At 33.2% G+C, this 21334-nt stretch carries 27 protein-coding genes; 19 read left to right on the forward strand and 8 right to left on the reverse strand.

Annotated features, from left to right (window positions below):
- The first annotated feature begins 180 nt into the window (after window positions 1-180).
- The 3 genes from acpP (at window position 181) to ACQH1V_RS03190 (ending at window position 2408) form a co-directional block, all read left to right on the forward strand.
- The gene (acpP, locus tag ACQH1V_RS03180) at window positions 181-480 is read left to right on the forward strand and encodes an acyl carrier protein (RefSeq protein WP_425360756.1); all 300 of its coding nucleotides are present in this window, start codon (window positions 181-183) and stop codon (window positions 478-480) included.
- Complete coding sequence (gene fabF, locus ACQH1V_RS03185; protein WP_425360757.1) at window positions 470-1729, forward strand: beta-ketoacyl-ACP synthase II; 1260 nt, start codon at window positions 470-472, stop codon at window positions 1727-1729. The genes acpP and fabF overlap by 11 nt, the downstream gene beginning before the upstream one ends.
- Window positions 1730-1904: 175 nt before the next feature.
- On the forward strand, window positions 1905-2408 hold the full coding sequence (locus tag ACQH1V_RS03190) for a CarD family transcriptional regulator (protein WP_094648864.1): 504 nt from the start codon (window positions 1905-1907) through the stop codon (window positions 2406-2408).
- On the opposite strand, the gene ACQH1V_RS03195 is transcribed toward ACQH1V_RS03190, so the two are convergent.
- A complete protein-coding gene (locus ACQH1V_RS03195) occupies window positions 2365-2490 on the reverse strand; it encodes a hypothetical protein (protein WP_275656722.1) in 126 nt (41 codons plus the stop codon). The genes ACQH1V_RS03190 and ACQH1V_RS03195 overlap by 44 nt on opposite strands.
- Window positions 2491-2642: 152 nt before the next feature.
- Between ACQH1V_RS03195 and ACQH1V_RS03200 the strand changes: the two genes are divergently transcribed.
- From ACQH1V_RS03200 to ACQH1V_RS03210, 3 genes are all read left to right on the forward strand, one after another.
- A complete protein-coding gene (locus ACQH1V_RS03200) occupies window positions 2643-3497 on the forward strand; it encodes a cytochrome c oxidase subunit 3 (protein ID WP_425360758.1) in 855 nt (284 codons plus the stop codon).
- 170 nt (window positions 3498-3667) lie between these two features.
- Entirely contained in the window at window positions 3668-4051 is a 384-nt protein-coding gene (locus ACQH1V_RS03205) for a TrbC/VirB2 family protein (protein ID WP_425360759.1), read from the forward strand.
- A gap of 683 nt (window positions 4052-4734) precedes the next feature.
- Window positions 4735-5097, forward strand: a complete 363-nt coding sequence (locus ACQH1V_RS03210; RefSeq protein WP_425360760.1) for a TrbC/VirB2 family protein — start codon at window positions 4735-4737, stop codon at window positions 5095-5097.
- A 127-nt stretch (window positions 5098-5224) separates the two neighbouring features.
- On the opposite strand, the gene secB is transcribed toward ACQH1V_RS03210, so the two are convergent.
- Together secB and dcd are read right to left on the reverse strand one after the other, a co-directional pair.
- Window positions 5225-5671, reverse strand: coding sequence for a protein-export chaperone SecB (gene secB / locus ACQH1V_RS03215; RefSeq protein ID WP_341748538.1), 447 nt, complete (start codon window positions 5669-5671; stop codon window positions 5225-5227).
- Window positions 5672-5699: 28 nt separating this feature from the next.
- Window positions 5700-6266: a dCTP deaminase gene (gene dcd, locus ACQH1V_RS03220; protein WP_425360761.1), complete on the reverse strand. Its 567-nt coding sequence runs from the start codon at window positions 6264-6266 to the stop codon at window positions 5700-5702.
- Window positions 6267-6284: 18 nt separating this feature from the next.
- On the opposite strand from dcd, the gene ACQH1V_RS03225 reads away from it, so the two are divergent.
- Window positions 6285-6419: a palindromic element RPE2 domain-containing protein gene (locus ACQH1V_RS03225; protein ID WP_341748539.1), complete on the forward strand. Its 135-nt coding sequence runs from the start codon at window positions 6285-6287 to the stop codon at window positions 6417-6419.
- Window positions 6420-6545: 126 nt separating this feature from the next.
- On the opposite strand, the gene ACQH1V_RS03230 is transcribed toward ACQH1V_RS03225, so the two are convergent.
- From ACQH1V_RS03230 to ACQH1V_RS03250, 5 genes are all read right to left on the reverse strand, one after another.
- Entirely contained in the window at window positions 6546-8075 is a 1530-nt protein-coding gene (locus tag ACQH1V_RS03230; RefSeq protein ID WP_425360762.1) for an HlyD family type I secretion periplasmic adaptor subunit, read from the reverse strand.
- A gap of 13 nt (window positions 8076-8088) precedes the next feature.
- On the reverse strand, window positions 8089-9846 hold the full coding sequence (locus tag ACQH1V_RS03235; RefSeq protein WP_425360763.1) for a type I secretion system permease/ATPase: 1758 nt from the start codon (window positions 9844-9846) through the stop codon (window positions 8089-8091).
- A gap of 491 nt (window positions 9847-10337) precedes the next feature.
- On the reverse strand, window positions 10338-10601 hold the full coding sequence (gene yidD, locus ACQH1V_RS03240; RefSeq protein WP_425360764.1) for a membrane protein insertion efficiency factor YidD: 264 nt from the start codon (window positions 10599-10601) through the stop codon (window positions 10338-10340).
- Between the two features lie 255 nt (window positions 10602-10856).
- On the reverse strand, window positions 10857-11582 hold the full coding sequence (locus ACQH1V_RS03245; protein ID WP_094648856.1) for a phosphoribosylaminoimidazolesuccinocarboxamide synthase: 726 nt from the start codon (window positions 11580-11582) through the stop codon (window positions 10857-10859).
- A gap of 13 nt (window positions 11583-11595) precedes the next feature.
- Window positions 11596-12237 (reverse strand): exopolysaccharide biosynthesis protein, encoded by a 642-nt coding sequence (locus ACQH1V_RS03250; RefSeq protein ID WP_094648855.1) that lies wholly within the window; start codon window positions 12235-12237, stop codon window positions 11596-11598.
- Between the two features lie 618 nt (window positions 12238-12855).
- On the opposite strand from ACQH1V_RS03250, the gene ACQH1V_RS03255 reads away from it, so the two are divergent.
- From ACQH1V_RS03255 to xseA, 12 genes are all read left to right on the forward strand, one after another.
- Window positions 12856-13308: a hypothetical protein gene (locus tag ACQH1V_RS03255; protein ID WP_250311086.1), complete on the forward strand. Its 453-nt coding sequence runs from the start codon at window positions 12856-12858 to the stop codon at window positions 13306-13308.
- A gap of 80 nt (window positions 13309-13388) precedes the next feature.
- Window positions 13389-14579, forward strand: coding sequence for a fatty acid desaturase (locus ACQH1V_RS03260; protein WP_425360765.1), 1191 nt, complete (start codon window positions 13389-13391; stop codon window positions 14577-14579).
- Window positions 14580-14614: 35 nt separating this feature from the next.
- Window positions 14615-14854, forward strand: coding sequence for an exodeoxyribonuclease VII small subunit (locus ACQH1V_RS03265; protein WP_094649286.1), 240 nt, complete (start codon window positions 14615-14617; stop codon window positions 14852-14854).
- 506 nt (window positions 14855-15360) lie between these two features.
- Complete coding sequence (locus tag ACQH1V_RS03270; RefSeq protein ID WP_275656733.1) at window positions 15361-15489, forward strand: hypothetical protein; 129 nt, start codon at window positions 15361-15363, stop codon at window positions 15487-15489.
- A gap of 48 nt (window positions 15490-15537) precedes the next feature.
- Window positions 15538-16488 (forward strand): KpsF/GutQ family sugar-phosphate isomerase, encoded by a 951-nt coding sequence (locus tag ACQH1V_RS03275; protein ID WP_094649287.1) that lies wholly within the window; start codon window positions 15538-15540, stop codon window positions 16486-16488.
- Complete coding sequence (gene lptC / locus ACQH1V_RS03280) at window positions 16488-17153, forward strand: LPS export ABC transporter periplasmic protein LptC (RefSeq protein ID WP_425360766.1); 666 nt, start codon at window positions 16488-16490, stop codon at window positions 17151-17153. Before ACQH1V_RS03275 ends, lptC begins: the two co-directional genes overlap by 1 nt.
- 31 nt (window positions 17154-17184) lie before the next feature.
- Window positions 17185-17610: an LptA/OstA family protein gene (locus ACQH1V_RS03285; protein WP_157905667.1), complete on the forward strand. Its 426-nt coding sequence runs from the start codon at window positions 17185-17187 to the stop codon at window positions 17608-17610.
- Window positions 17611-17640: 30 nt separating this feature from the next.
- On the forward strand, window positions 17641-18363 hold the full coding sequence (lptB, locus tag ACQH1V_RS03290; protein WP_094649294.1) for an LPS export ABC transporter ATP-binding protein: 723 nt from the start codon (window positions 17641-17643) through the stop codon (window positions 18361-18363).
- Between the two features lie 70 nt (window positions 18364-18433).
- Window positions 18434-18547, forward strand: a complete 114-nt coding sequence (locus ACQH1V_RS03295; RefSeq protein ID WP_239832656.1) for a palindromic element RPE2 domain-containing protein — start codon at window positions 18434-18436, stop codon at window positions 18545-18547.
- Window positions 18548-18807: 260 nt separating this feature from the next.
- Window positions 18808-19275 (forward strand): NfeD family protein, encoded by a 468-nt coding sequence (locus tag ACQH1V_RS03300; protein WP_250311689.1) that lies wholly within the window; start codon window positions 18808-18810, stop codon window positions 19273-19275.
- Window positions 19276-19284: 9 nt separating this feature from the next.
- Window positions 19285-19830 (forward strand): hypothetical protein, encoded by a 546-nt coding sequence (locus tag ACQH1V_RS03305; protein WP_239832658.1) that lies wholly within the window; start codon window positions 19285-19287, stop codon window positions 19828-19830.
- A 56-nt stretch (window positions 19831-19886) separates the two neighbouring features.
- The gene (gene xseA / locus ACQH1V_RS03310; protein WP_425360869.1) at window positions 19887-21224 is read left to right on the forward strand and encodes an exodeoxyribonuclease VII large subunit; all 1338 of its coding nucleotides are present in this window, start codon (window positions 19887-19889) and stop codon (window positions 21222-21224) included.
- Window positions 21225-21334: the final 110 nt, after the last annotated feature.

Raw genomic sequence — 21334 nt, forward strand, 5'->3', positions numbered from 1 at the left:
GTTTATTAATATTGTAAAGAATAAAATTAATAATATTATATCCCTTTAAATGCGGAGATTTATAGGCAATGCTAAAATCTTGTTTATTTTCCACTGGCATAAAATATATTTTTATGCTAGAAGTTTGAAATTGTTGTATCGATTTATTCGAAATTTAATTTATGTTATGAGGTTCTAACTATGGATGAAAATATTGCACAAAATACTGTCGATCAAGATACTATCGAACAAGATATTATTGAAATTGTTGCTAATACATTAAAAGTAAAAAAAGATTTAATCACCCCTGAATCTAGATTTGTTGAGGATCTCAAAGCAGATAGTTTAGATATAGTTGAATTAATGATGGCAATAGAAGCAAAGTATAAATGCGATATACCAGATGATGATGCTAGTAAAATTCTAACCGTTGCTGACCTTATACAATACGTAATACATCATAAAAACAAATTAATCATAAGCTATAATTATGTCAACTAGAAGAGTCGTTATAACTGGTATTGGATTAGTCACCCCACTGGGAGTTGGGGTGAAACCATCTTGGAATGGTATCATAGAGGGGCGTAGCGGTATTAAGGCAATTACCGGGTTTGATACTTCTAACCTTGCTTGTAAAATAGCTGGTATTGTGGATCATTCAACTGATAGCGGCTTTAATCCGGAAAAATCTATTGACCCTCGTAATGTACATAAGATGGATTTATTCATCCAGTATGGTATCGCAGCAGCTACTGAAGCAATCGAGGATAGTGGGTGGCAAGTACAAGATGAATTATCAGGAGATAGAACAGGTTTAATACTCGGTTCAGGAATCGGTGGACTTAAGATGATCGAAGAGACGTCAGTAAAGTTTCATAAAGAAAATAATGGCAAAGTTAGCCCATTTTTTATTCCAGCCTCATTAATTAATCTCCTTTCAGGTCATGTTTCCACTAAATACGGATTTACTGGGCCAAATCAAGCAGTAGCAACAGCCTGCTCCACTGGGGCTCATGCCATAGGAGATGCTATGCGGATGATTCAATATGGTAATGTGGATGTTATGATTGCTGGCGGAGCTGAAGCGCCGGTTACTCCGGTTGGAGTGGCGGGATTCGTTGCTGCAAGGGCGTTATCTACTAAATATAATTCTACCCCTGAAACTGCATCAAGACCCTGGGATCAAGAACGTGATGGATTTATAATGGGGGAAGGAGCTGGAGTTGTAGTACTGGAAGAATATGAGCATGCTATTAGTAGAAATGCTAAGATTTATGCTGAAATTGTTGGATATGGTTCTACTGGAGATGCTTATCATATGACTTCCCCTCACCCTGATGGAAGAGGTGCTTATAAAGCTATGTTTAATGCTCTTAAAGATGCAAAAATTGATGCAAGTATTATTGATTATATCAATGCCCACGGGACTTCTACCCAGGTTGGTGATACTATTGAGTTGCTAGCTGTCCAAAGATTATTTTTGGATGCCAACCCGAAAGTTCTTATGTCGTCAACGAAATCATCTATAGGTCATTTGCTCGGAGCAACTGGTAGCGTAGAGTTAATATACTCAATTCTTGCCATACAGGATCAAATTGCTCCACCAACTCTAAATTTACATAAACCGATACCAGAAGTAAAAATAGACTTAGTTCCTTTAGAAGCTAGAAAGGCAAAAATTAATTACGTACTTTCTAACTCATTTGGCTTTGGTGGAACTAATGCAAGTTTAATAGTTAAGAAAATATAATAAACTATATTCAATGGCGGCATCTTTAAATTTTATAACTTCTACTTTATTATTTTTCCAAAATATGTTATAATCAATGTTGTGTTATCATCTTTAGTATAGTGAGTTTGCAAAAGAACTAATAGTTAATTCAGTTGACTATAATCTAAGTTTTTATAATGGATAAGGAGTAAGCATGTCAACATCATCTGAATTTAAAGTAGGAGAAAGAATTGTATATCCATCTCATGGAGTTGGAGAGATAATAAATGTAGAACAGCAAGTGATAGCTGGTACTGATATTAGAGTTTATGTAATATCGTTTCCCCAAGACAAAATGATTCTAAAAGTACCTGTAAATAGAGCAACTATTTCGGGTCTTAGAAAACTTGTTAGCAAAACTGACCTGACTATAATATACTCAACACTTCAGGGTAAAGCTAAGCAAGGTAATAGGATGTGGAGTAGAAGAGCACAAGAATATGAAAGTAAAATAAATTCTGGCAATATAGTAGCTGTGGCAGAAGTGGTGCGAGATCTCTACAAAAACGTTGATAGTGATAGGTCTTATAGCGAAAGAACAATTTATGAATCAGCATTAAATAGACTCGCTGGGGAACTTGCTATTCTTGAAAACATAAATCCTGATGAGGCAATTAATAAATTAATTGAAGTATTGAAGGATAAACTCGCTGCATAACGATATAGTCAATTGATGAGAAGTTGGGGACGTTGTCGCTCAATGCTCGCCTATTACTTATAGGTATAGCTCCTAGCCCCAAATTCCCCTGAATTGACTATAATCGGATTTATAACGTTGCTAATTCAAGTTAATTCACTATAGAATCGCTAAGTACCAAAAGACTATTGTTGATATTTATAGAAGATAGCATAGAATATACCAAGCAATAAATTGTTTATGAGTCTTTAATTTATGTTACATGGGTCTATTAAAAATAATAGTTTTGTTTCTATACCAGGAAAACAGCATCCATTCCATCTTGTCGATCCCAGCCCTTGGCCCATTCTGACTGCATTTGCCTTATTGCTTTTAGCTATTGGTAGCATAATGTTTATGCATCAATATCGATTTGGAACATATGTTTTTGGAGTCGGTATTCTTTCGGTGATTTTTTGTTTATCTTCCTGGTGGAGAGATGTAATTAAAGAGGGATTAATTGGAAAACATCATACTGAGCCAGTAAGAATTGGCTTAAGGATAGGTATGGCATTATTTATCTTGTCAGAGATAATGTTTTTTGCAGCATTTTTTGGATCCTTTTTTAACGCAAGTCTTTTTCCTGTAGGATTGCTAGATGGTGTATGGGTAGTAAAGCCTGGTATATGGCCTCCTGCATCTATTCAAACATTTGATCCTTTTGACATCCCTTTTATTAATACATTGATTCTTTTATTATCTGGTACAACAGTAACATGGGCACATTATGCTGTTGAGGAAAATAATCAGAAAGATTGTGTAACAGCTCTTGGTTTGACCATAATATTGGGGATATTTTTTAGTTTAATGCAAGCTTACGAATATCATCATGCAACTTTTAAATTTAAAGACGGTATCTATTCTTCTAATTTTTATTTAGCAACCGGTTTTCATGGTGTTCATGTAATAATTGGCACTATATTCTTAACTGTTTGTTATTATAGAGCACGAAGAGGTGATTTTGTTAAAGGCAATGGTCATTTAGGTTTTGAATTTGCCGCTTGGTACTGGCATTTTGTCGATGTGGTATGGTTGTTTTTATTCACTTTTATATATGTTCTTGGAAAATAAATTTTAAAATTAACTAATTTGTAAAAATTACGACTAAAACAGCACGCAAGGCTTTATTTTTTGGCTATTCTTTAGCTAGATTAGCCCCATCCGTAGATTAATCCTTGAATTGTAAAAAGCTAGCATATAGAATCAACGACATGTCTAATAATTCGTTAATGAGGTAAAATATGAATGTTTATAGACCATATTTGGAACAATTTGATAGTAACTTTGTCTGGCGTTTGTTGTTTGTTCTTTGCAGCGTTGCTCTGATTATTGCCGCATCAGATGCTTTTGCGAATGGTGCTAATAATGCTGCTAATAATGCTGCTAATACTACTTCTGATCCTGTAGGGGCTGTGTTGTGTAATATGATTAGAATATTTCGTGGAAATACGGCTCGTGGTATAGCAGTTATTGGTATAGTTGTACTAGGAATTCAAACTCTCAGAGGACAATTAAAATGGGAAGTTGCACTGGTTATTGTGACTGGGGTTATAATATTGTTTAAAGCTCCTGACATTATAAATATGGTAGCTGGTACAGCCACTGAGGCAGAAAAATGTGTATAATAGTAGCAAGTGGTACAGCATAAAAACGTCATTGCGAGCAATAGTGAAGAACGACGAAGCAATCCATGAGAATTAAGATACATCAAGACTATATGGATTGCTTCGACCATTACATGGTCTTGCAATGACGTATATGCACCCCAAACGTCATTGCGAGGAGTGCTAAAGCACGACGAAGCAATCCATAGGTTGTCATTCCTACATACTATTGTCATTCCTGCGTAGGCGGGAATCTATAATACCTCAGGGTATTTTTAGATCCCTGCTTTCGCAGGGATGACCATAGTACCCTACAATTTTTTATTTATTTCCTTATGATGAGTAAAAAAGCTGACTGCTAAGAGTCATTGCGAGTAGCTACTTTAGTAGCGACGAAGCAATCCATGAGAATTAGTATAGATACATCAAGACTTATATGGATTGCTTCGTAGGCTCACGCCTCCTCGCAATGACGTTTTTATGCTGCTTAATACTTATAGAATAAAAATTGTAGGGTATGGGCTATAAGTCTCGTTTAGAATTATACAAACTACTCTCCATATATGGCTAAAACAGCACATAAACCTTTATTCCTCAGTAATTCTTTAATTAGATATTCCGCTTTATATTAAATCCTTGAATTTTAAAAGGCTACAGTATAGAATCAGCTGCATGTTTAAATAATTCATTTAACGAGGTAAAATATGAATATTTATAGACCATATTTGGAACAATCTGATAGTAACTTTGCCTGGCGGTTACTGCTTGTTCTTTGCAGCGTTGCTGTAATTATTGCGGCATCAGATGCTTTTGCGACTGCTAGTGCCGATCCAGTAGGTACAGTGTTGTGTAATATGATTAAAATATTTCGTGGAAATACGGCTCGTGGTATAGCAGTTATTGGTATAGTTGTACTAGGAATTCAAACTCTCAGAGGACAATTAAAATGGGAAGTTGCACTGGTTATTGTGACTGGGGTTATAATATTGTTTAAAGCTCCTGACATTATAAATATGGTAGCTGGGTCAACTGATGCAACATGTGGTATCACAGAGATTGCTAAATAGATAAAAAAGCGTTATCCACAGTATCGTTTTAGCTCTAGCGGCTCTCCAACAAAATCTTATTAGCGGGGAGCCGCTTTTGCTAACCTAAAGCAATATAGGAAAACTTATAGTATTGACATAGCTATAGTTAATTTTCACTTTCTCGCATTTTCTTGTGATATAAAGCACCAAAATCAATCGGATCAATCATCAATGGCTGGAACCCTCCATCCTGCGTTACATCCGAAATAATTTTTCTGGCAAATGGGAAAATCATTGCTGGACAGTGAATTGCTAATATCATCTGGTGTTGATCTTTCGCTATATTAATCAGGTTAAAAACCCCTGCATATTTTAGGTCTACTATAAATAGCTTATGTTTTTCACTCATTGCTTTAGCTTCTATACTTAATTCTACCTCATAAAAGTTTTCTTCAGGTAAATTAGAAATATTAAGGTCTAGGAACAAATCAATTTGTGGATTACGTTCCAAAGATACTAAAGATTTTGGAGCATCTGGATTTTCAAAAGATAAATCCTTTATGTATTGGGCGTTAATAGCGATATGTGGCATCTCTTGTTGATTAGAGTTCATAACAAATAGTCCTTTTATATTAAAATTTTTAAGTTATTGGCAAGGTAACACCTTGCTGTTTCATATATTTCCCATGACGATCAGCATAAGATGTATTACAAATTTGATCGCCTTTTAAAAATAAAAATTGACACGCTCCTTCATTAGCATAAATTTTTGCCGGTAATGGAGTAGTATTAGAAAATTCTAATGTTACATGTCCTTCCCATTCAGGTTCTAATGGTGTTACGTTAACAATTATACCGCATCTTGCATAGGTTGATTTACCAACACAAATAACTAATACATCTCTTGGAATCTTAAAATATTCAATTGTTCTTGCTAAAGCAAAACTGTTTGGTGGAATAATACAAACATCAACCTCTCTATCTACCAAGCTGCATTCAGTGAAATTTTTGGGATCAACTATTGCCGAATTGATATTAGTAAATATTTTGAATTCTTTTGAGACTCTTGCATCATAACCATACGACGATAAACCATAAGAAATAATCCTCTCTGAGTTATTTAATTTAACTTGCGTATCGGTAAAAGGTGCAATCATATTACGTTCTACAGACATTTTTCTTATCCAATTATCAGACATAATGGTCATATATAATTACACATAATTATGGTTAAGTTTCCGAATATAGTCAATTCAGGAGAATTTGGGGCTAGGAACGATGGAGCGACGCCTATAAGTAATAGGCGAGCGACGAGTGACGACGTCCCCAACTTCTCATCAATTGACTATAAATCTAAATAATATAGTAAAAAGTTAGAAGCACTAAGTGTTTTTAGAATATTTTTTTTTAAAAATTTCAGCCATAGTAAATTAGCAAGACCAGTACTCGGACTCAAGATTATTTACAATGGCTGTAATATAAGGTTATCATTTTTCTTTAAATGCTCTAAACATAGTGTCAGTAATAGGATCAAGTAGATATCTTAGAAGAGTTCTTGTGCCAGTGACAATTTGAACTTCCACCTGCATGCCAGGATGGAGTTCTAACTTTCTAGCTTTTGCAATCTTATTAAATTCCTCCATATCAATCTCAATTATAGCAACGTAAAAAGTCTCTGGAGTTTGTTGTGCTTGAGTTCTGTCTTGGACAGTGTCAGGAGATATTCTAACGACTTTACCAGTAAATAATGGTGTTGTTCTAGATTTAAAAGCACTAAAGCGAATCTTTGCTAACAAACCTTCATGTACTGAATCTATGTTTTTTTGTGGAACTTTTGCCTCTATTATCAAAGTATCATTAGTTGGAGAAATTTCTACAATCGGAGTAGTGTTGTTAGGAATTACTCCGCCTATTGTATGAAAGTGCAATACATTGATAATACCATCAACAGGAGACGTAATAACTGTACGACTTAATGAGTCCTTATAAGCAGTAAACTGCTCTTTTAGATGAGATACTTGTCCTTGAGCATCTTTTAATTCAGTCAGAGTATCCTTTGTATATTTATTCTGTAGGTTAATAATACTAATCTCACACTCTATAATAGTATGTTTAGTAGCCGCAATGTCACTTTCTGTCATAGCTATTTCACTTTTAAAGTTAGCTTCCTTAGCTTCAATTTCCAATAAAGCAGCTTTATTAGAAAAACCTTTATCATGTAATGTATTTATTGCTTTTAAACGATCCCTAATAACTTCTAGACTTTTGACATTGGCAATCTTTCTAGCTTGCATACCTTCAATTTTTTTATTTAATTGCTCGATCTTTTGATGCAAAGCATTTTTCTCACTTTTATACATTTCCTTTTTGGAATAAAATAAGCTTTCTTGAGTATGTATAACCCTTGCTACTTCAGGTAGATCCATGGCATCTGTTAATAATTTGGGAAACTCAATTTTGTCTTGATTATCTCTCTCAGCCACCAAGCGACTTTCTGCTGCTAAAGCGTGCCTATATTGGCTTAAAGTAATTTCGTACTGCGATTTAATTTTTGTATCTTCCAACTTTATTAATTTATCACCCGCCTTGACTTTATCGCCTTGTTTAACAAAAATATTAGCTATAATTCCACCCTCCTGGTGATTAATTATTTGCTTATTACTATATGTTACCAGAACGCCCGATGCCCCAGCCGCACTATCAAGAGGAGCAAAACTTCCCCATATTCCTCCAACTAACACAAAGCAGATTATTATAGCTACTCCAAAGAGAATTGGAGCTCTAGCAGTTTGTACTACATCATTGCGATCAACATCATTATTTTTGGTAACAAAATTAACAAAACGATCAAGATAATATAATGTATTCTGAATTGTCTTAGAAATACCTACTACTATCTTTTGTGATAGAACACCCCCCTTTGTTTTTTTCGAGTGTATCAAATCATTTTGTAGCGATAAGATCTGTTTAAGTTGCTCTGCTGTAAATGTCGGCTTATTAGTTGGCTTTTCTTCCATAATACTTAAAACTTTATTTGTTAATGTGAATTGCACCATTTTGTAACAGTTTAACTCGATTTTGCAGCTCTTCTTGAGTACCATAAAGAGCTACGGCTCCATCTTGTAATACCAATATCTTATCTACCACTGATAATACAGAAGGTCTATGAGAGATAACAACTACAGCAATACCCCTAGCTTTTGCTTGCTTTAAAGAATTTGATAAGGCTATTTCACCCGCCTCATCAAGATTAGCATTGGGCTCGTCTAAAATAATTAATTTAGGATTACCATAAAATGCTCTAGCAAGACCAACACGTTGTTTTTGTCCACCAGAGAGATTAGAGCCAGCTGTTCCAATATCCGAATCATAACCATCTGGTAATCTTAAGACCATTTCATGAGCTCCAGCAATTTTAGCTGCCTCAATTACTTTTTCTGGATCAGCATTTTCAGCCATCCTAGCTATATTCTGTTTTATGCTACCACTAAATAATTCTATCCCTTGTGGCAAATATCCTACATGCTTACCAAAATCTTCTCTATTCCAGCGATAAATTTCCCCGCTATCAAGTCTAACAGTTCCTGATGCGGCTTTCCATACCCCAACTAGAACTTTAGCTAAAGTTGACTTACCTGCAGCAGAAGGTCCGATAACTGCTAATACTTCTCCAGGCTGAACAGCAAAAGATACACCCTTTAAAATATATCTTGGTACTGGAGGTTGTGGCATATATGGAGGGACTGGAAATGAATAATAAATATTTTCTACAGTTAAATGTCCTTCAACATTTGGAATTGGCATTGCTTCTTCTCTTGATTTATAAGAAGCAAATAACTGATTGATATTTTTATAAGATTTTATGGCACTACTCATACTTTTCCATAACTCAATAGCATTATCGAAAGGAGCTAGAGCCCTCCCAACTATAATAGAACTCATAATCATACCACCAGTAGTCATATCTCTTCCTGAAGTACTAACAACCACATAAGCACCAATACCAGTTACAAGCATTTGCATAATATTACGAATAAATCTGGAAAAGTTAGAGATAGCACCATTACGATAACTAGCAATGGATTGTTTCTCCAAAGCAGCAATATTAAATTGATGCCAATTTGCCGTGACATTTTTCATCATCCCCATAGCTTCTACAACTTCTGAATTCCTATTAGCAATATCAGCTTGGGTCATACCCTTTATCGAGAATTCAGTAGCCTCACCAAGAGTTCTATTAGTTGCGGCAGCATTAAAGAAAGCTGTAGATACGATAATAATAGCACCAACTAATGTTAAAATCCCAATATATGGGTGAATTAAGAAAATTACTACTATATAGACAACACTCCAAGGGGCATCAAATAAAGTGTTAATACCAGTACTAGTTACAAAAGTTTTTATTGTTTGAAAATCACGAAGTAATTGGCTAGCACCAGTATTAGTACGAGTTGCAGCAGCTGAAATAGAGTGACCAAAAATTACAGGAGCAACTGTTTTATCCAGCCATTCCCCAACTTTAATTAAAGTGAATGATCTAGCAATTTGTAATAACCCATAAATAAAATAGATTGTACCAATAATAATGGACAACCACATTAATGTCCATATGTTACCACTTCCTATAACTCGATCAAGAACTTGTAATGAATAAAGAGGGGTTATCAACATTAATAAGTTAATAACAAACGCGAAACCAAAAACTATCCAAAAAGCAATCTTGCACTTTTCAAGAGCACTATTTAGAGGGTTTGCTACTTGAGTTGCTAATGCACTATTATTTTTCATATTACCATTATTATATCATATTATTTTACTATATAGTTAGTAAAAATTATATTTTTTGCAATATTTACTAAACTCAAATTATATATACAATAAATAATATATACAACTTCTTTATTAAACTTAGGCTCTGTCAAAAAAATTTAGATGACTATTTCTATCTAACAAATCTTTATCTTGACAATTAAAACAGCCCCATACTTTACTAAATAAAGTATATGTTGAATAGTTAATATATCAATTTTTTTTAGGATTTCAACTATCTCAGTACATAAATTAAAAATTGCCTGAAAATCTAGGAGATTGCTCGAAGGAAATTTGAATATATCCGAGTCACAACATCTATCTTTAAACGTAAAGTTTATCATTCCCGCACACTATTATCATTCCCGCATAGGCGGGAATCTAGACCTCTACTTTCGCAGGGGTGAAACAAGTCAAGCAAGAACGCCATCCTGTTCGCGAGACAAATGGATAGACGCTATTCGGATTAGCTATAGATTTTTACCTTTGTCTGGAGATAAAATATCTATAGGCACAGGATCACATCCGCCATGACAAAAAGGATTGCATCTGACTATTCTCTTAATAAATAACCATAATCCTTTAATATTACCATGTATCATTATTGCTGACTTAGCATATTCTGAACATGACGGATAAAAACGACAATTGACCCCAATTAGGGGAGATATAAAAAATTGATAAAACCAAATAAATATAAGTAATAAATTAAAGCGACGTTTTATTTTGAGCATATTTACCTAGCAAAATATGTTATAGCTAACCGGATTTAACCCATAGCAAACTGATATTATTGCACATAAGCGTTAGTTTAAGAAAACAATAATTGAGAAATCGTCATTGCGAGGAGACCGTAAGGTCGACGAAGCAATCCACATTCATTAGATTGCTTCGTCGCTACTAAAGTAGCTTCTCGCAATGACGCCAAGCTATTTTCTATATGACTTTTAAATGCCATGCGTAAGGTGAGTTAAACTGATGCCTATGCGTTATTGCGAGCTATAAGCTCTATCTTTTAATAAATCAGCTATTACCTGATAAGATTTAATAGCTTTTTCTGGATCGCTGGCAATCATTTCTGCCCCAAGTTTCTCATTATTATTCATATTCCATAAACGACAATTATCAGGGCTGATTTCATCTGCCAACATTACCATAAAGTCTTCACCATTAAACACTCTACCAAATTCGAGCCTGCATTCAACAAGTCTTATACCAATACCTGCAAATAGTCCACTTAAAAAATCATGGGTTCTGATGGCTTGATGCTTCACTTCATCAATTTCTTGCTTATTTAACCAACCAAAATTCAGTATTTGATGCTCATTAATTATAGGATGCTTTAATTCTCTGCTTCTAACTCTAAAATCGATAATTGGGTGATCGAATACATATCCTTCTTCCATAGAGAAATCTTTTACAAACCTGCCACATGCTACTGTAGAAATCGATATTTGAATGGGAAAAATATCCACAGATTGTATTAATTGTTCACGCATATTCATTTTTTCAATTAGGTGATTCTCTATCCCCACCATATCGAGCTTACTCATTATAAAGGATGAAATATTATTATTCAGTACTCCTTTACCTGAAATATCAAAAATCTCACCATTTTCTAAGGTAATTTTGTCAGTAAAGGACATAATAAAAGCAAAATCTTCTTGTGACTGATAAAGCGCTTTACTTGAACCTTGATATAATTTTTGTTTCATTGGAAAAATAATGTCAAAAAAAGAGATTAAATAAATATTTTATGCTAATCCAGCTAGCAGCAATTGCTATAACAGCTATAATAAGACCAACTATAGAGACTATAAACCCCAAAAATATAGTTAATCCATCTCGATTTAAAAGACCTAATGTCATTATAGTAATACCAAGTGCAGGCACAGCATTGGTTAAAGGTAAAGGTATTGATATGGTAATAGCACAAATCAACGATATTAAACCAATAAATTGTTCGCAATATATAGAAGATGCAAAACTATATCTTGGTCGTATATATTTTTCTACCAATTTAATTTTTGGCACAATCTTGTTACTTATATTGATAAGTATATCATTGCTAATTTGATAATTGTTAATTTTAGATGGTAAAAAAACCTGTCTAAAACCAAGCAACATCTGCATAGATAAAATGATTAATGGTATCCCTACTATAGTAGTAAAACCCGGAGGATACGGTAGAGGAATGGCAATTGGTATGGCAAAGAAAAGCATCATTAATAGAAGACCATTTTCATGAAAGTCAATTAACAATTCACTGATTTTTGTCTTTTTTTTCTTTTCTTTTTGTCCTAGTTTGCAAAAAATACTAGATACCTTGGCTCTATCTAGTTGTTTATTTTTTGCAGTAATATTAAACATATTCACTTAAATTTTTTGTAAGTTATACTATAATTTTAGATTATTAAGAAATATAGTCAATTGATGAGAAATTGGGGACGTCGTCCCTCATCGCTCCTAGCCCCAAATTTTCCTGAATTGACTATAATCCCATCAATGGTTTTCCTAAATTCTGAAAAGCTATAGCTGAAATGTAACACAATTGGAATAGATTTAGCAAAGAATATTTTTTATAATTATCAAGCTTTGCAGAGATGCAAAAAATGATAAAATATGCTATTCTAAAGAAAGCCTAAACATTGGTGCTATGAATTAACTATACTCTTATCCTTAGATAATTAGTATATACTAATTATGATATGCACTAAGTATTTTATGAAAAATATTTTTATTATTTTTATTCAGGTATTTTCTATTACTTAGTTAGAAGGTAAATTGTCATTCTCGCCCACTATTGTTATTCTCGCGTAGGCGTGAATCTAGACCCCTGCTTTCGCAGGGGTGTCATTAAGTCAAGCAGGTATGACATAAAACAGGATCAACTAATATTTGCAATAAAAATTAAAAAAAATTACTAACAGCTATTAGTGCAAAGAAAATTTTTAGTATAATAATCATACAAGAATTAATGAGATTTTTATGATTACACTACTTGCTTCAATAACGGGCTTTATTAGCTCAATTATTCCAGAAATTTTAAAAATTCTAAAGGATCAAAATGATAAAAAACATGAGCTTAATCTTTTAGATCGGCAAATTGAAAGCCATAAATTAGGGAATACCAAACTGCTCTCAGAGCTTAACACTTCCAAAGACATTGCGGAGAATAATACTTTATATTCAACATATAAATCAGGCATTAATTGGGTTGATGCCTTAAATGGTTCAGTTCGTCCTGTTCTGGCATATAGTTTTTTTATTATGTATGCCTATGTCAAATATGTGCAATATAAAACTATACAAAGTACGGCAATCCTTGTGGAATATCTTGATGTTTTATGGAATATAGACGATCAGGCTATTTTTGCTGGCATTATTAGCTTCTATTTCGGACAGCGTATGTTTAATAAATTATGGAAACGTAAAATGTAATGCAACATATTATTTGTATATTGTGACATAATATGCTACAATACTGCCTAAGAATTTTATTTAATTAAAAGATTAGATATATGCTAAAAAGAATCGTTTGGAGTATTTTCTTTGTTCTAATTATATACCCAATTATACTTTCATGCTTGGTTGTAAAATACTATGCTAGCTATAAGATAGGTCTATTTGAGATAAGTTTGTTCATAGCTGGCTATTACGGCTCTAATATTGCTGTTGGTGTTGGATTGCATCGTCTATGGTCGCATCATGCCTTTAAAACAAATAAGGTGGTGGAGTTTATTCTTGTTATGATGTCAGCCGCTACTTTCCAAGGACCAGTCTTATCTTGGGCATCAAATCATTATAAGCATCATACTTATACTGATAAAGATCAAGATCCGCATAGCCCATTAAAGTTTGAGAATAGAATTTTAGGGTTTTTATGGTCACATGTTGGATGGATGATCATTGATGGAAGCTATAAGTCCATTGACCGAGTTACTATGGTTAAACTTGGTAAAAATAAATTGCTGAGATGGCAATTAAAGCATTATTGGCAAATTTCTCTATTTATGAACACTATAGTACCCGCATTAATAGGTTATTTGATTGGTGGTACTATCATCTCTGCTTATGCTGGGTTCTTGTTTATTGGTATGGGTAGAGCATTACAACAACATGCGACTTTTTGCGTTAATTCTCTATGTCATTTTGTTGGTAGCAAGAAATATTACAAAGGTACTGCCGGGGATATTTGGTGGATGGCATTATTCTTATTAGGTGAAAACTGGCATAATTTCCATCATGCATTCCCATCAGATTACCGTAATGGTGCTAAATGGTATCATTTTGATGTCCATAAATGGATAATATATGTGATGAGTAAATTAGGGCTGGCTTGGAATTTAGAAGTTACTCCTGAAGTTAGGATACAAGCGAAAGTGAATGAGACTAGTAAATACCTAATAGAGGGAAGAAAGCAACAATTAAGTTTACTGCAAGATAAAATTAATCAGTTGGGAGAAAGAATATATGTAAAACTTAACGAGCTTGAAAATTCTTCTATATCGATTAAAGTGCAATTACAAAAATCATTTATAGAAATTCAGGAATCACTGAAAAAGCTTGCTGAACAACTACATTCATCAATTCAGTTAACAGAAGAGTCGTCAGAGCGATTACTAAAAATTGCTAGTAAAAAAATTAAAGATCGTGAGATGGCAATTTATAGATTATATAATGAACTAGATAGGAAATATGTTAGGAACTAGATAAAATTGAAACAACAAATAATAATAGAGGGGCGATGCCAGACTTGACATCTATTGAAAATATGAGCTTTGAAGCTGCCTTAGCAGAATTAAAAGAAATTGTAAAAAAAATTGATACTGGTGAGGAAAGCTTAGATTCATCGATTAGTAGCTTTGAAAGAGGGGTGTTACTAAAAGAACACTGTGAAAAAAAGCTACAGGCGGCTAGATTGAAGATTGAAAAAATCACTAAGCAAGCAGATTCGGCTATTATTATAGAAAAGATAGAGCTATAGTTTATAGTACCTAAGTATTATAAACAGCATAAAAACGTCATTGCGAGCTGATGTATCCCCACGAAATTGTTGCAAAATAGCAAGAATTGATAGAATATCATCATTATTTAATGATGATAGAGATAGTAGGTTATGGATGTAAAAACAATATTAAATCGAAGTAATAAAAGAACATTGTCCTTTTATACATAATAATCGTTTAAATGCGTTACTTGATGTTGCAGGAGGCTTGACAGTAAAAGATAAAAAGATTTATTCGTATTTTATCCTTGGGAAATTTATTATTGAATTTAATTATTTGCATACCATAAAACCATTGCTAGAACCCCTGGCATCTATTATAAAGACGGAGCTTTGTCGTGCTTAATTTCGTGGGGATACATCAGATTGCGAGGAGCCACTTTAGTGGCGACGAAGCAATCCAAAAATGTGGATTGCCACGACCACTACGTGATCTCGCAATGACCTCTTGTACTTTTCTGTAATTTTTAAATTGCCACGGAGTTATGCGTAAGGTAAGTAATAGGCAAGGATTGAGCAACGACGTCACCAACTTCTCATCAATTAACTATATTCTAATTTTCAACAATTGTGGTCTTATAACATCTTCGCTAATAGACACCAGTTTGCTGTGAATAAATACAATCGGGTTAGTTATATAATTTGTTGGAGTTAAATTGAAAATGCACTATCATCGTGACGTTGCTAAAAGAGTTATATTAAAAGAATCTGCCGCACTAATTGAATTATCTAATAACATTCCAAGTAGCTTTGATAATGTAGTAGATCATATAATTAATTGTAAAGGTAGAATTATTTTAACTGGTATAGGAAAAAGTGGTTATATAGCCCATAAGATAGCAGCGAGTTTTGCTTCTACTGGTACGGCTGCTTTTTATTTGCACCCAGCTGAGGCTAGCCATGGCGATCTTGGAATGGTAACTGAAAGTGACTTAGTTTTCATGTTATCTAATTCAGGAGAGACCAAAGAATTATTTGATATAATGAAATATTGTAAGCGATTTTCTATAAAGATAGTTGCCATGACTATGAACGTCAACTCTACTATAGCAACCAATAGCGATTTTTTATTATTAATACCACGAATTAATGAAGCGTCTTATATAGCCGCTCCGACAACCTCTGCAATAATGATGTTATCCCTTGGAGATGCACTCACCACTTCTGTACATGAAGCTCGAGGTTTTTCTGAAGATGATTTTCGACTATATCATCCTGGAGGAAAGATTGGAGCTAATCTTATCAAGGTGGAAAGTTTAATGAGGGTAAAAGATCAGTTGCCATTAGTATATGTCGATACTTCATTTACGGATACTATATTAGTTATGAACCAAAAAAGCCTTGGATGTGCGATAGTAGTAAATAAAGATTTGAGTTTGGTTGGTATTATAACAGATGGAGATTTGCGTAGACATATTAATGATCAAATAAATATGAAATATGCACGTGATGTAATGACTGCTAACCCACAACAAATTTCTTCCTCGAAATTAGCGGGAGAGGCTTTAGGGATGATGAATAGTAAATCAATTACTAGTATACCGGTAACTGAAAATAATATAGTTATTGGTATTGTTCATATCCATGACTTACTTCGGGCAGGAATTAGTTGATGAATGTCCATGATAATGTTGGTAGTATTATGGTTAAAATTCCCTTCATAGATAAAAGTAGTAGTGCTATCATTTTATCTTATAGACGTTTAATTAATCTATCAAAAATCTTGTCTTTTTTAGGTCTAGCACTAACCTTATACTTAATTTATATCAATTTTAATCCCATTAATAATAATTTAGAATCAATTGAAAATAATACCGAAAATAGTGCTTTTGCTCCAAATGATAAAACAAATTATGAAATAAAAATTTTAAATTCAACTTTCAAGGGTTTAAATAAAGACTTAAATCCTTACCAAGTTAATGCTGTGCAAGCATTTAGGACTTTAGATAATAAATATGCATTAGAAGAAATTAACGCTAAATATAAAATAAATGGTAATAACCTATTAGTAATCAATGCAAAAAATGGTATATTGAATGAGAATAGTCATATGTTAGAATTAACAGAGGATGTCCAATTTTTTTTAGGGGAAGGCATATTAAAAGCACAAAAAGCCCAACTAAATTTACTAAATAAAGAAGCATTTGGTAAAATGGGCGTGATATTGTTCTATAAAAATTGTGAAATTACTTCTAATAAATTTAGTTCCACAAATGATAATAATATTATAAATTTCAAAGGTAGCGTATCAACGATTATTGATGTATCAGATTTTTAGCACAATTTGCTATATGCTGTTTTTTTTAATAATGAATTCAGCAATAGCTTATGGAGAACATCCATACTCAAAACATTCTAGTATGGATAAATTATATATTAATTCTGATAATTTAGTAATTGATCAGATAAAACAGCAAGCTTGTTTTACAGGCGAGGAGGTGACTTTATGGTTTGATGATATAATGGTAAAAACGACTAATTTAGAAATTTTTTATAAAATAGTTGATAATAAAAAAACTATTAATTACATATCCATACCGTCAAAATTGACTGCTAAAAGGAATGATGGTCAGGAAGTATTAATTGCTACTTCTGCAAAATATTTTGTGGAAAGAAAGGAGTTAATCCTACTTGGTGACGTAATAGTACAAAATAAGGACGGTATTATAAGAACCGACAAGTTAGTATATTATACAGAACTCAATAATGTAAATTATAGTAAATCCAAGAATTAATTGGAACAAAGAAGTATGTCGCATTTAATAATAGATAGATTACAAGTAAATAGTATTTCAAAATCTTATAATAAGAGAGTGATATTGAACGACGTATCTCTTCAATTAAAAACAGGAGAAATAGTTGGTCTTTTTGGTCCAAACGGTGCCGGCAAAACTACCTGTTTTAGTATTATTATAGGGCTTACCAAGCCAGATAGTGGAGCATTATTTTTTAATGATCATGATATTACCAATTTGCCAATTTATTTAAGAGCTAGGTTTGGCTTTAGCTATCTTCCTCAAGAACCATCAATTTTTCGTGGATTATCTGTCGGAGATAATATTAGATTAATGTTAGAGGTTTTAGAAAATGATCAAGAAATTATTGAACAAAAAATATTAGATTTACTTAAAGAATTTTCTATTCTCCATCTAAAAGATATGCCGGCAATGGGATTATCCGGTGGAGAAAGACGTAGGCTAGAAATTGCAAGAGCAATAGCATTAGACCCCAAATTTATTATGCTTGACGAACCACTTGCAGGTATTGATCCACTAGCGATCGAGGATATTAAAAATTTAATTGTCCACTTACGTAACCGTAATATTGGCATCTTAATCACTGATCATAATGTGAGAGATACACTCAATATAGTTGACAGAGCATACGTTATTTACAACGGAAAAGTCCTATTAGAAGGAACACCACAAGAAATAGCTACAAGTTGCCAAGTAAAGGAGGTATATTTAGGACAATCTTTTTCTTTGTAACAAGCTTTGTCACAATAGAAATATAGAAACGATAAGTCTAGGAGTTTAAGATATAGTCAATTCAGGGGAATTGGGTAGCAGGAACGATGGAGCGACGCCTATAAGTAATAGGCGAGCGACGAGTGCCGACGTCACCAACTTCCCATCAATTGACTATATGGTTGTTTACAATTGTTTGATCTAATATTATAGTAGAAATTATATAGTGAATTAACTTGATAAGTGTCAGTTTAAGAAAACAATAATTGAAAAACCGTCATTGCGATGAGCCACTTTAGTGGCGACAAAGCAATCCAAAAAACGATTAAAATGGATTGCTTCGGAGAACTTACGCCTCCTCGCTAATAGACAGCACGATAGGTGCTTATTCGGCACTAATTCAGGTTAATTGACTATACAAAGTAATCTTAATACTACAGTTTGTAGATTAATTGAAGACATCATATGACCATATTTAATATTTCAATAGTAGAATGGTGGCTGATCGCTGGCATTATTTGTATAATTATAGAATTTTCTAACATTCCAAATGTTGGTTTTTTATTTTTGGGTTTAGGTGGAATATCTAATGCAATAATATTAAATAATTATTCAGACCTTTTAAAATACCAATATATAATTTTTGGGTTTATTTCTTTTTTATGGCTGGTTATTTTATGGTACCCACTAAAATTCTATGTTGGCAAAAAACATGATAAGTACGAATATTCTGATATGTTAGGTCAGGAAGTGCAGCTATATAGTAATGAACTGCTAATAGGAGAAAAGGGACAGGTATTGTGGTCAGGAACTATTATGAATGCCAAACTCAGCAAAGATTCTGTAAAATCAGCATATAAAGGAGACACACTTCGCATAGTACAAATTGATGGTAATGTTCTTATATGCACTGCAGAAAATTTGAAGAAGTGAGATCATAAAATGACTATTATTATTTACCTAATAGGAACCCCAGGAACCGGAAAATATACTATAGCAAAAGAAATAGCAAGGGCTGGTTATAGAATATGTGATAACCAACATATCAATAATCCTATTTTTTCACTGCTAAATTATGATGGATTGACTCCTATTCCAGAATTTGCTTGGGATGCAATTGGGCTTATACGAGATGGTATTTTTAATTTTCTAAGCCAAGAAATTAGTAATAATTATGTTCTTACCAACTGTCTCTATGAAGTTGATGGTGATCGTAAGCTTTTTAACCAAGTACAACAGCTAGCAATAAATCGTAAATCAGTGTTTCTTCCTGTAAAATTACTAATTTCACAGGAAGAAAATATTAAGCGAATTCAACATTTAGATAGGCTAGTTCGTTATAAATCAATCGACGTACAAGATGTTTATCCAGAATATCCATTAATTCAAATTTCTCATCCTAATTTATTTGAGTTTGATGTTACAAACCTTTCTGCTAGTGAGGCTGCAAAGAAAATCTTACAGTATAGTCAACTTCTCATCAATTGACTATACTATTATTGTGTTGACCATTTACGTTAGAAAACTATATTAGAAGGTGTATGATAGAAAATAATTTTATTACTAATTTAGTAAATCAGGAATTCTCAGTCACTGAAATTTCTAGCAAGATTAAGGAATTGCTTGAAAATAACTTTGGTTATATTAGAGTAAAGGGAGAAATTTCTGGTCTTAAGATAGCAACTTCTGGTCATGGTTATTTTAATCTTAAGGAAAATACAGCGATTCTAGCTTGCACTTGCTGGCGTCCGGTACTTGCCAAAATGCAATTTACCCCAGTTGATGGCATGGAAGTGGTAGCTATCGGCAAACTCTCTGGGTATGCAGGAAATTCACGATATCAGCTATCGGTAGAGGCTCTTGAGCCTGCAGGTCTTGGGGCTATTATGCAAATTCTCAAGGAGCTGCAAGCTAAATTAGAAAAAGAAGGTATCTTTGATAAACCAAAAAAACCATTACCTTTCTTGCCTAATAAGATTGGGGTAGTTACCTCAATGACTGGGGCGGTAATTAGGGACATTATACACCGTATTAATGATCGCTGTCCGTCTCATATACTAATATGGCCAGTCACTGTTCAAGGTGGCAATGCTGCAAGTGAAATTGCTGGGGCAATTGAAGGGTTTAATAAATTAGAACAAAATATAAAACCTGATGTTATAATTGTTGCAAGAGGTGGGGGGTCTATAGAAGATTTATGGGCATTCAATGAAGAAGTAGTAGTACGTAGCGTATTTAGTTCAGATATTCCTATTATTTCGGCAGTTGGACATGAAGTAGATAATACTTTAATTGATTTAGTAGCTGACAAGAGAGCTCCTACTCCCACTGCGGCAGCTGAATTTGCCGTACCTGTACTTTCTAGCCTTAATTACACAATAAGTTCGTATTATGAGACATTACTTAACCGTATTATTCAGCTAGTTAAATATCAACAGCAAGCCGTTAACTCCAATACTAATATTTCCAAAAGTCTAACTACTTATATAGACTATAATCAACAGCTTCTTGATGAACTAAGTTTTAGATTAACAGAGTCTTTGCCCAATTTACTTAAATTCAAAGAGGCAAAACTTGATTCACTGAATGTAGAAATATTAAATCCTATGAAAATAGTTGATTATAAGTCTTTAGAATTAGATCATCAATTTAATTATACACTAAAATCTATTAGCACTAAGTTAAAAAATTATGATCATCAATTAAATTTAAATAATCTACTACTTACCAGTTTAGACTACAAAACCGTACTAAAACGTGGCTTTACGGTAATCAAATCCGCCGATGGAGAATTTATAACATCAAAAGTTATGGCAAGCAAAAAACAAGAATTTAATATTAAATTTTTTGATGGTGATATATTAGTCCACACTATAAAATAGTGTATAGTCAATTGATGAGAAGTTGGGGACGTTGTCACTCGTCGCTCGCCTATTACTTTCGCTCCTAGCCCCAAATTCTCATCAATTGACTATATACTCTAATTAGCTTG

Origin of the sequence: Candidatus Tisiphia endosymbiont of Ceraclea dissimilis, from assembly GCF_964030735.1 — a bacterium.
Classification (GTDB): Bacteria; Pseudomonadota; Alphaproteobacteria; order Rickettsiales; family Rickettsiaceae; genus Tisiphia.

Bases quoted from the DNA above. Each gene is read 5' to 3' on its own strand.
- ACQH1V_RS03205 (WP_425360759.1), top strand. From the start codon at position 3,668: ATGAATGTTTATAGACCATATTTGGAACAATTTGATAGTAACTTTGTC.
- ACQH1V_RS03275 (WP_094649287.1), top strand. From the start codon at position 15,538: ATGCACTATCATCGTGACGTTGCTAAAAGAGTTATATTAAAAGAATCT.
- secB (WP_341748538.1), bottom strand. From the start codon at position 5,671: ATGAACTCTAATCAACAAGAGATGCCACATATCGCTATTAACGCCCAA.
- lptC (WP_425360766.1), top strand. From the start codon at position 16,488: ATGAATGTCCATGATAATGTTGGTAGTATTATGGTTAAAATTCCCTTC.
- ACQH1V_RS03270 (WP_275656733.1), top strand. From the start codon at position 15,361: ATGCGTAAGGTAAGTAATAGGCAAGGATTGAGCAACGACGTCACCAAC.
- ACQH1V_RS03200 (WP_425360758.1), top strand. From the start codon at position 2,643: ATGTTACATGGGTCTATTAAAAATAATAGTTTTGTTTCTATACCAGGA.
- ACQH1V_RS03255 (WP_250311086.1), top strand. From the start codon at position 12,856: ATGATTACACTACTTGCTTCAATAACGGGCTTTATTAGCTCAATTATT.
- ACQH1V_RS03250 (WP_094648855.1), bottom strand. From the start codon at position 12,237: ATGTTTAATATTACTGCAAAAAATAAACAACTAGATAGAGCCAAGGTA.
- ACQH1V_RS03230 (WP_425360762.1), bottom strand. From the start codon at position 8,075: ATGGAAGAAAAGCCAACTAATAAGCCGACATTTACAGCAGAGCAACTT.
- ACQH1V_RS03225 (WP_341748539.1), top strand. From the start codon at position 6,285: ATGGTTAAGTTTCCGAATATAGTCAATTCAGGAGAATTTGGGGCTAGG.
- ACQH1V_RS03265 (WP_094649286.1), top strand. From the start codon at position 14,615: ATGCCAGACTTGACATCTATTGAAAATATGAGCTTTGAAGCTGCCTTA.
- ACQH1V_RS03245 (WP_094648856.1), bottom strand. From the start codon at position 11,582: ATGAAACAAAAATTATATCAAGGTTCAAGTAAAGCGCTTTATCAGTCA.
- dcd (WP_425360761.1), bottom strand. From the start codon at position 6,266: ATGACCATTATGTCTGATAATTGGATAAGAAAAATGTCTGTAGAACGT.
- ACQH1V_RS03235 (WP_425360763.1), bottom strand. From the start codon at position 9,846: ATGAAAAATAATAGTGCATTAGCAACTCAAGTAGCAAACCCTCTAAAT.
- ACQH1V_RS03210 (WP_425360760.1), top strand. From the start codon at position 4,735: ATGAATATTTATAGACCATATTTGGAACAATCTGATAGTAACTTTGCC.
- ACQH1V_RS03190 (WP_094648864.1), top strand. From the start codon at position 1,905: ATGTCAACATCATCTGAATTTAAAGTAGGAGAAAGAATTGTATATCCA.
- ACQH1V_RS03305 (WP_239832658.1), top strand. From the start codon at position 19,285: ATGACTATTATTATTTACCTAATAGGAACCCCAGGAACCGGAAAATAT.
- ACQH1V_RS03300 (WP_250311689.1), top strand. From the start codon at position 18,808: ATGACCATATTTAATATTTCAATAGTAGAATGGTGGCTGATCGCTGGC.
- ACQH1V_RS03260 (WP_425360765.1), top strand. From the start codon at position 13,389: ATGCTAAAAAGAATCGTTTGGAGTATTTTCTTTGTTCTAATTATATAC.
- yidD (WP_425360764.1), bottom strand. From the start codon at position 10,601: ATGCTCAAAATAAAACGTCGCTTTAATTTATTACTTATATTTATTTGG.
- fabF (WP_425360757.1), top strand. From the start codon at position 470: ATGTCAACTAGAAGAGTCGTTATAACTGGTATTGGATTAGTCACCCCA.
- acpP (WP_425360756.1), top strand. From the start codon at position 181: ATGGATGAAAATATTGCACAAAATACTGTCGATCAAGATACTATCGAA.
- ACQH1V_RS03285 (WP_157905667.1), top strand. From the start codon at position 17,185: ATGAATTCAGCAATAGCTTATGGAGAACATCCATACTCAAAACATTCT.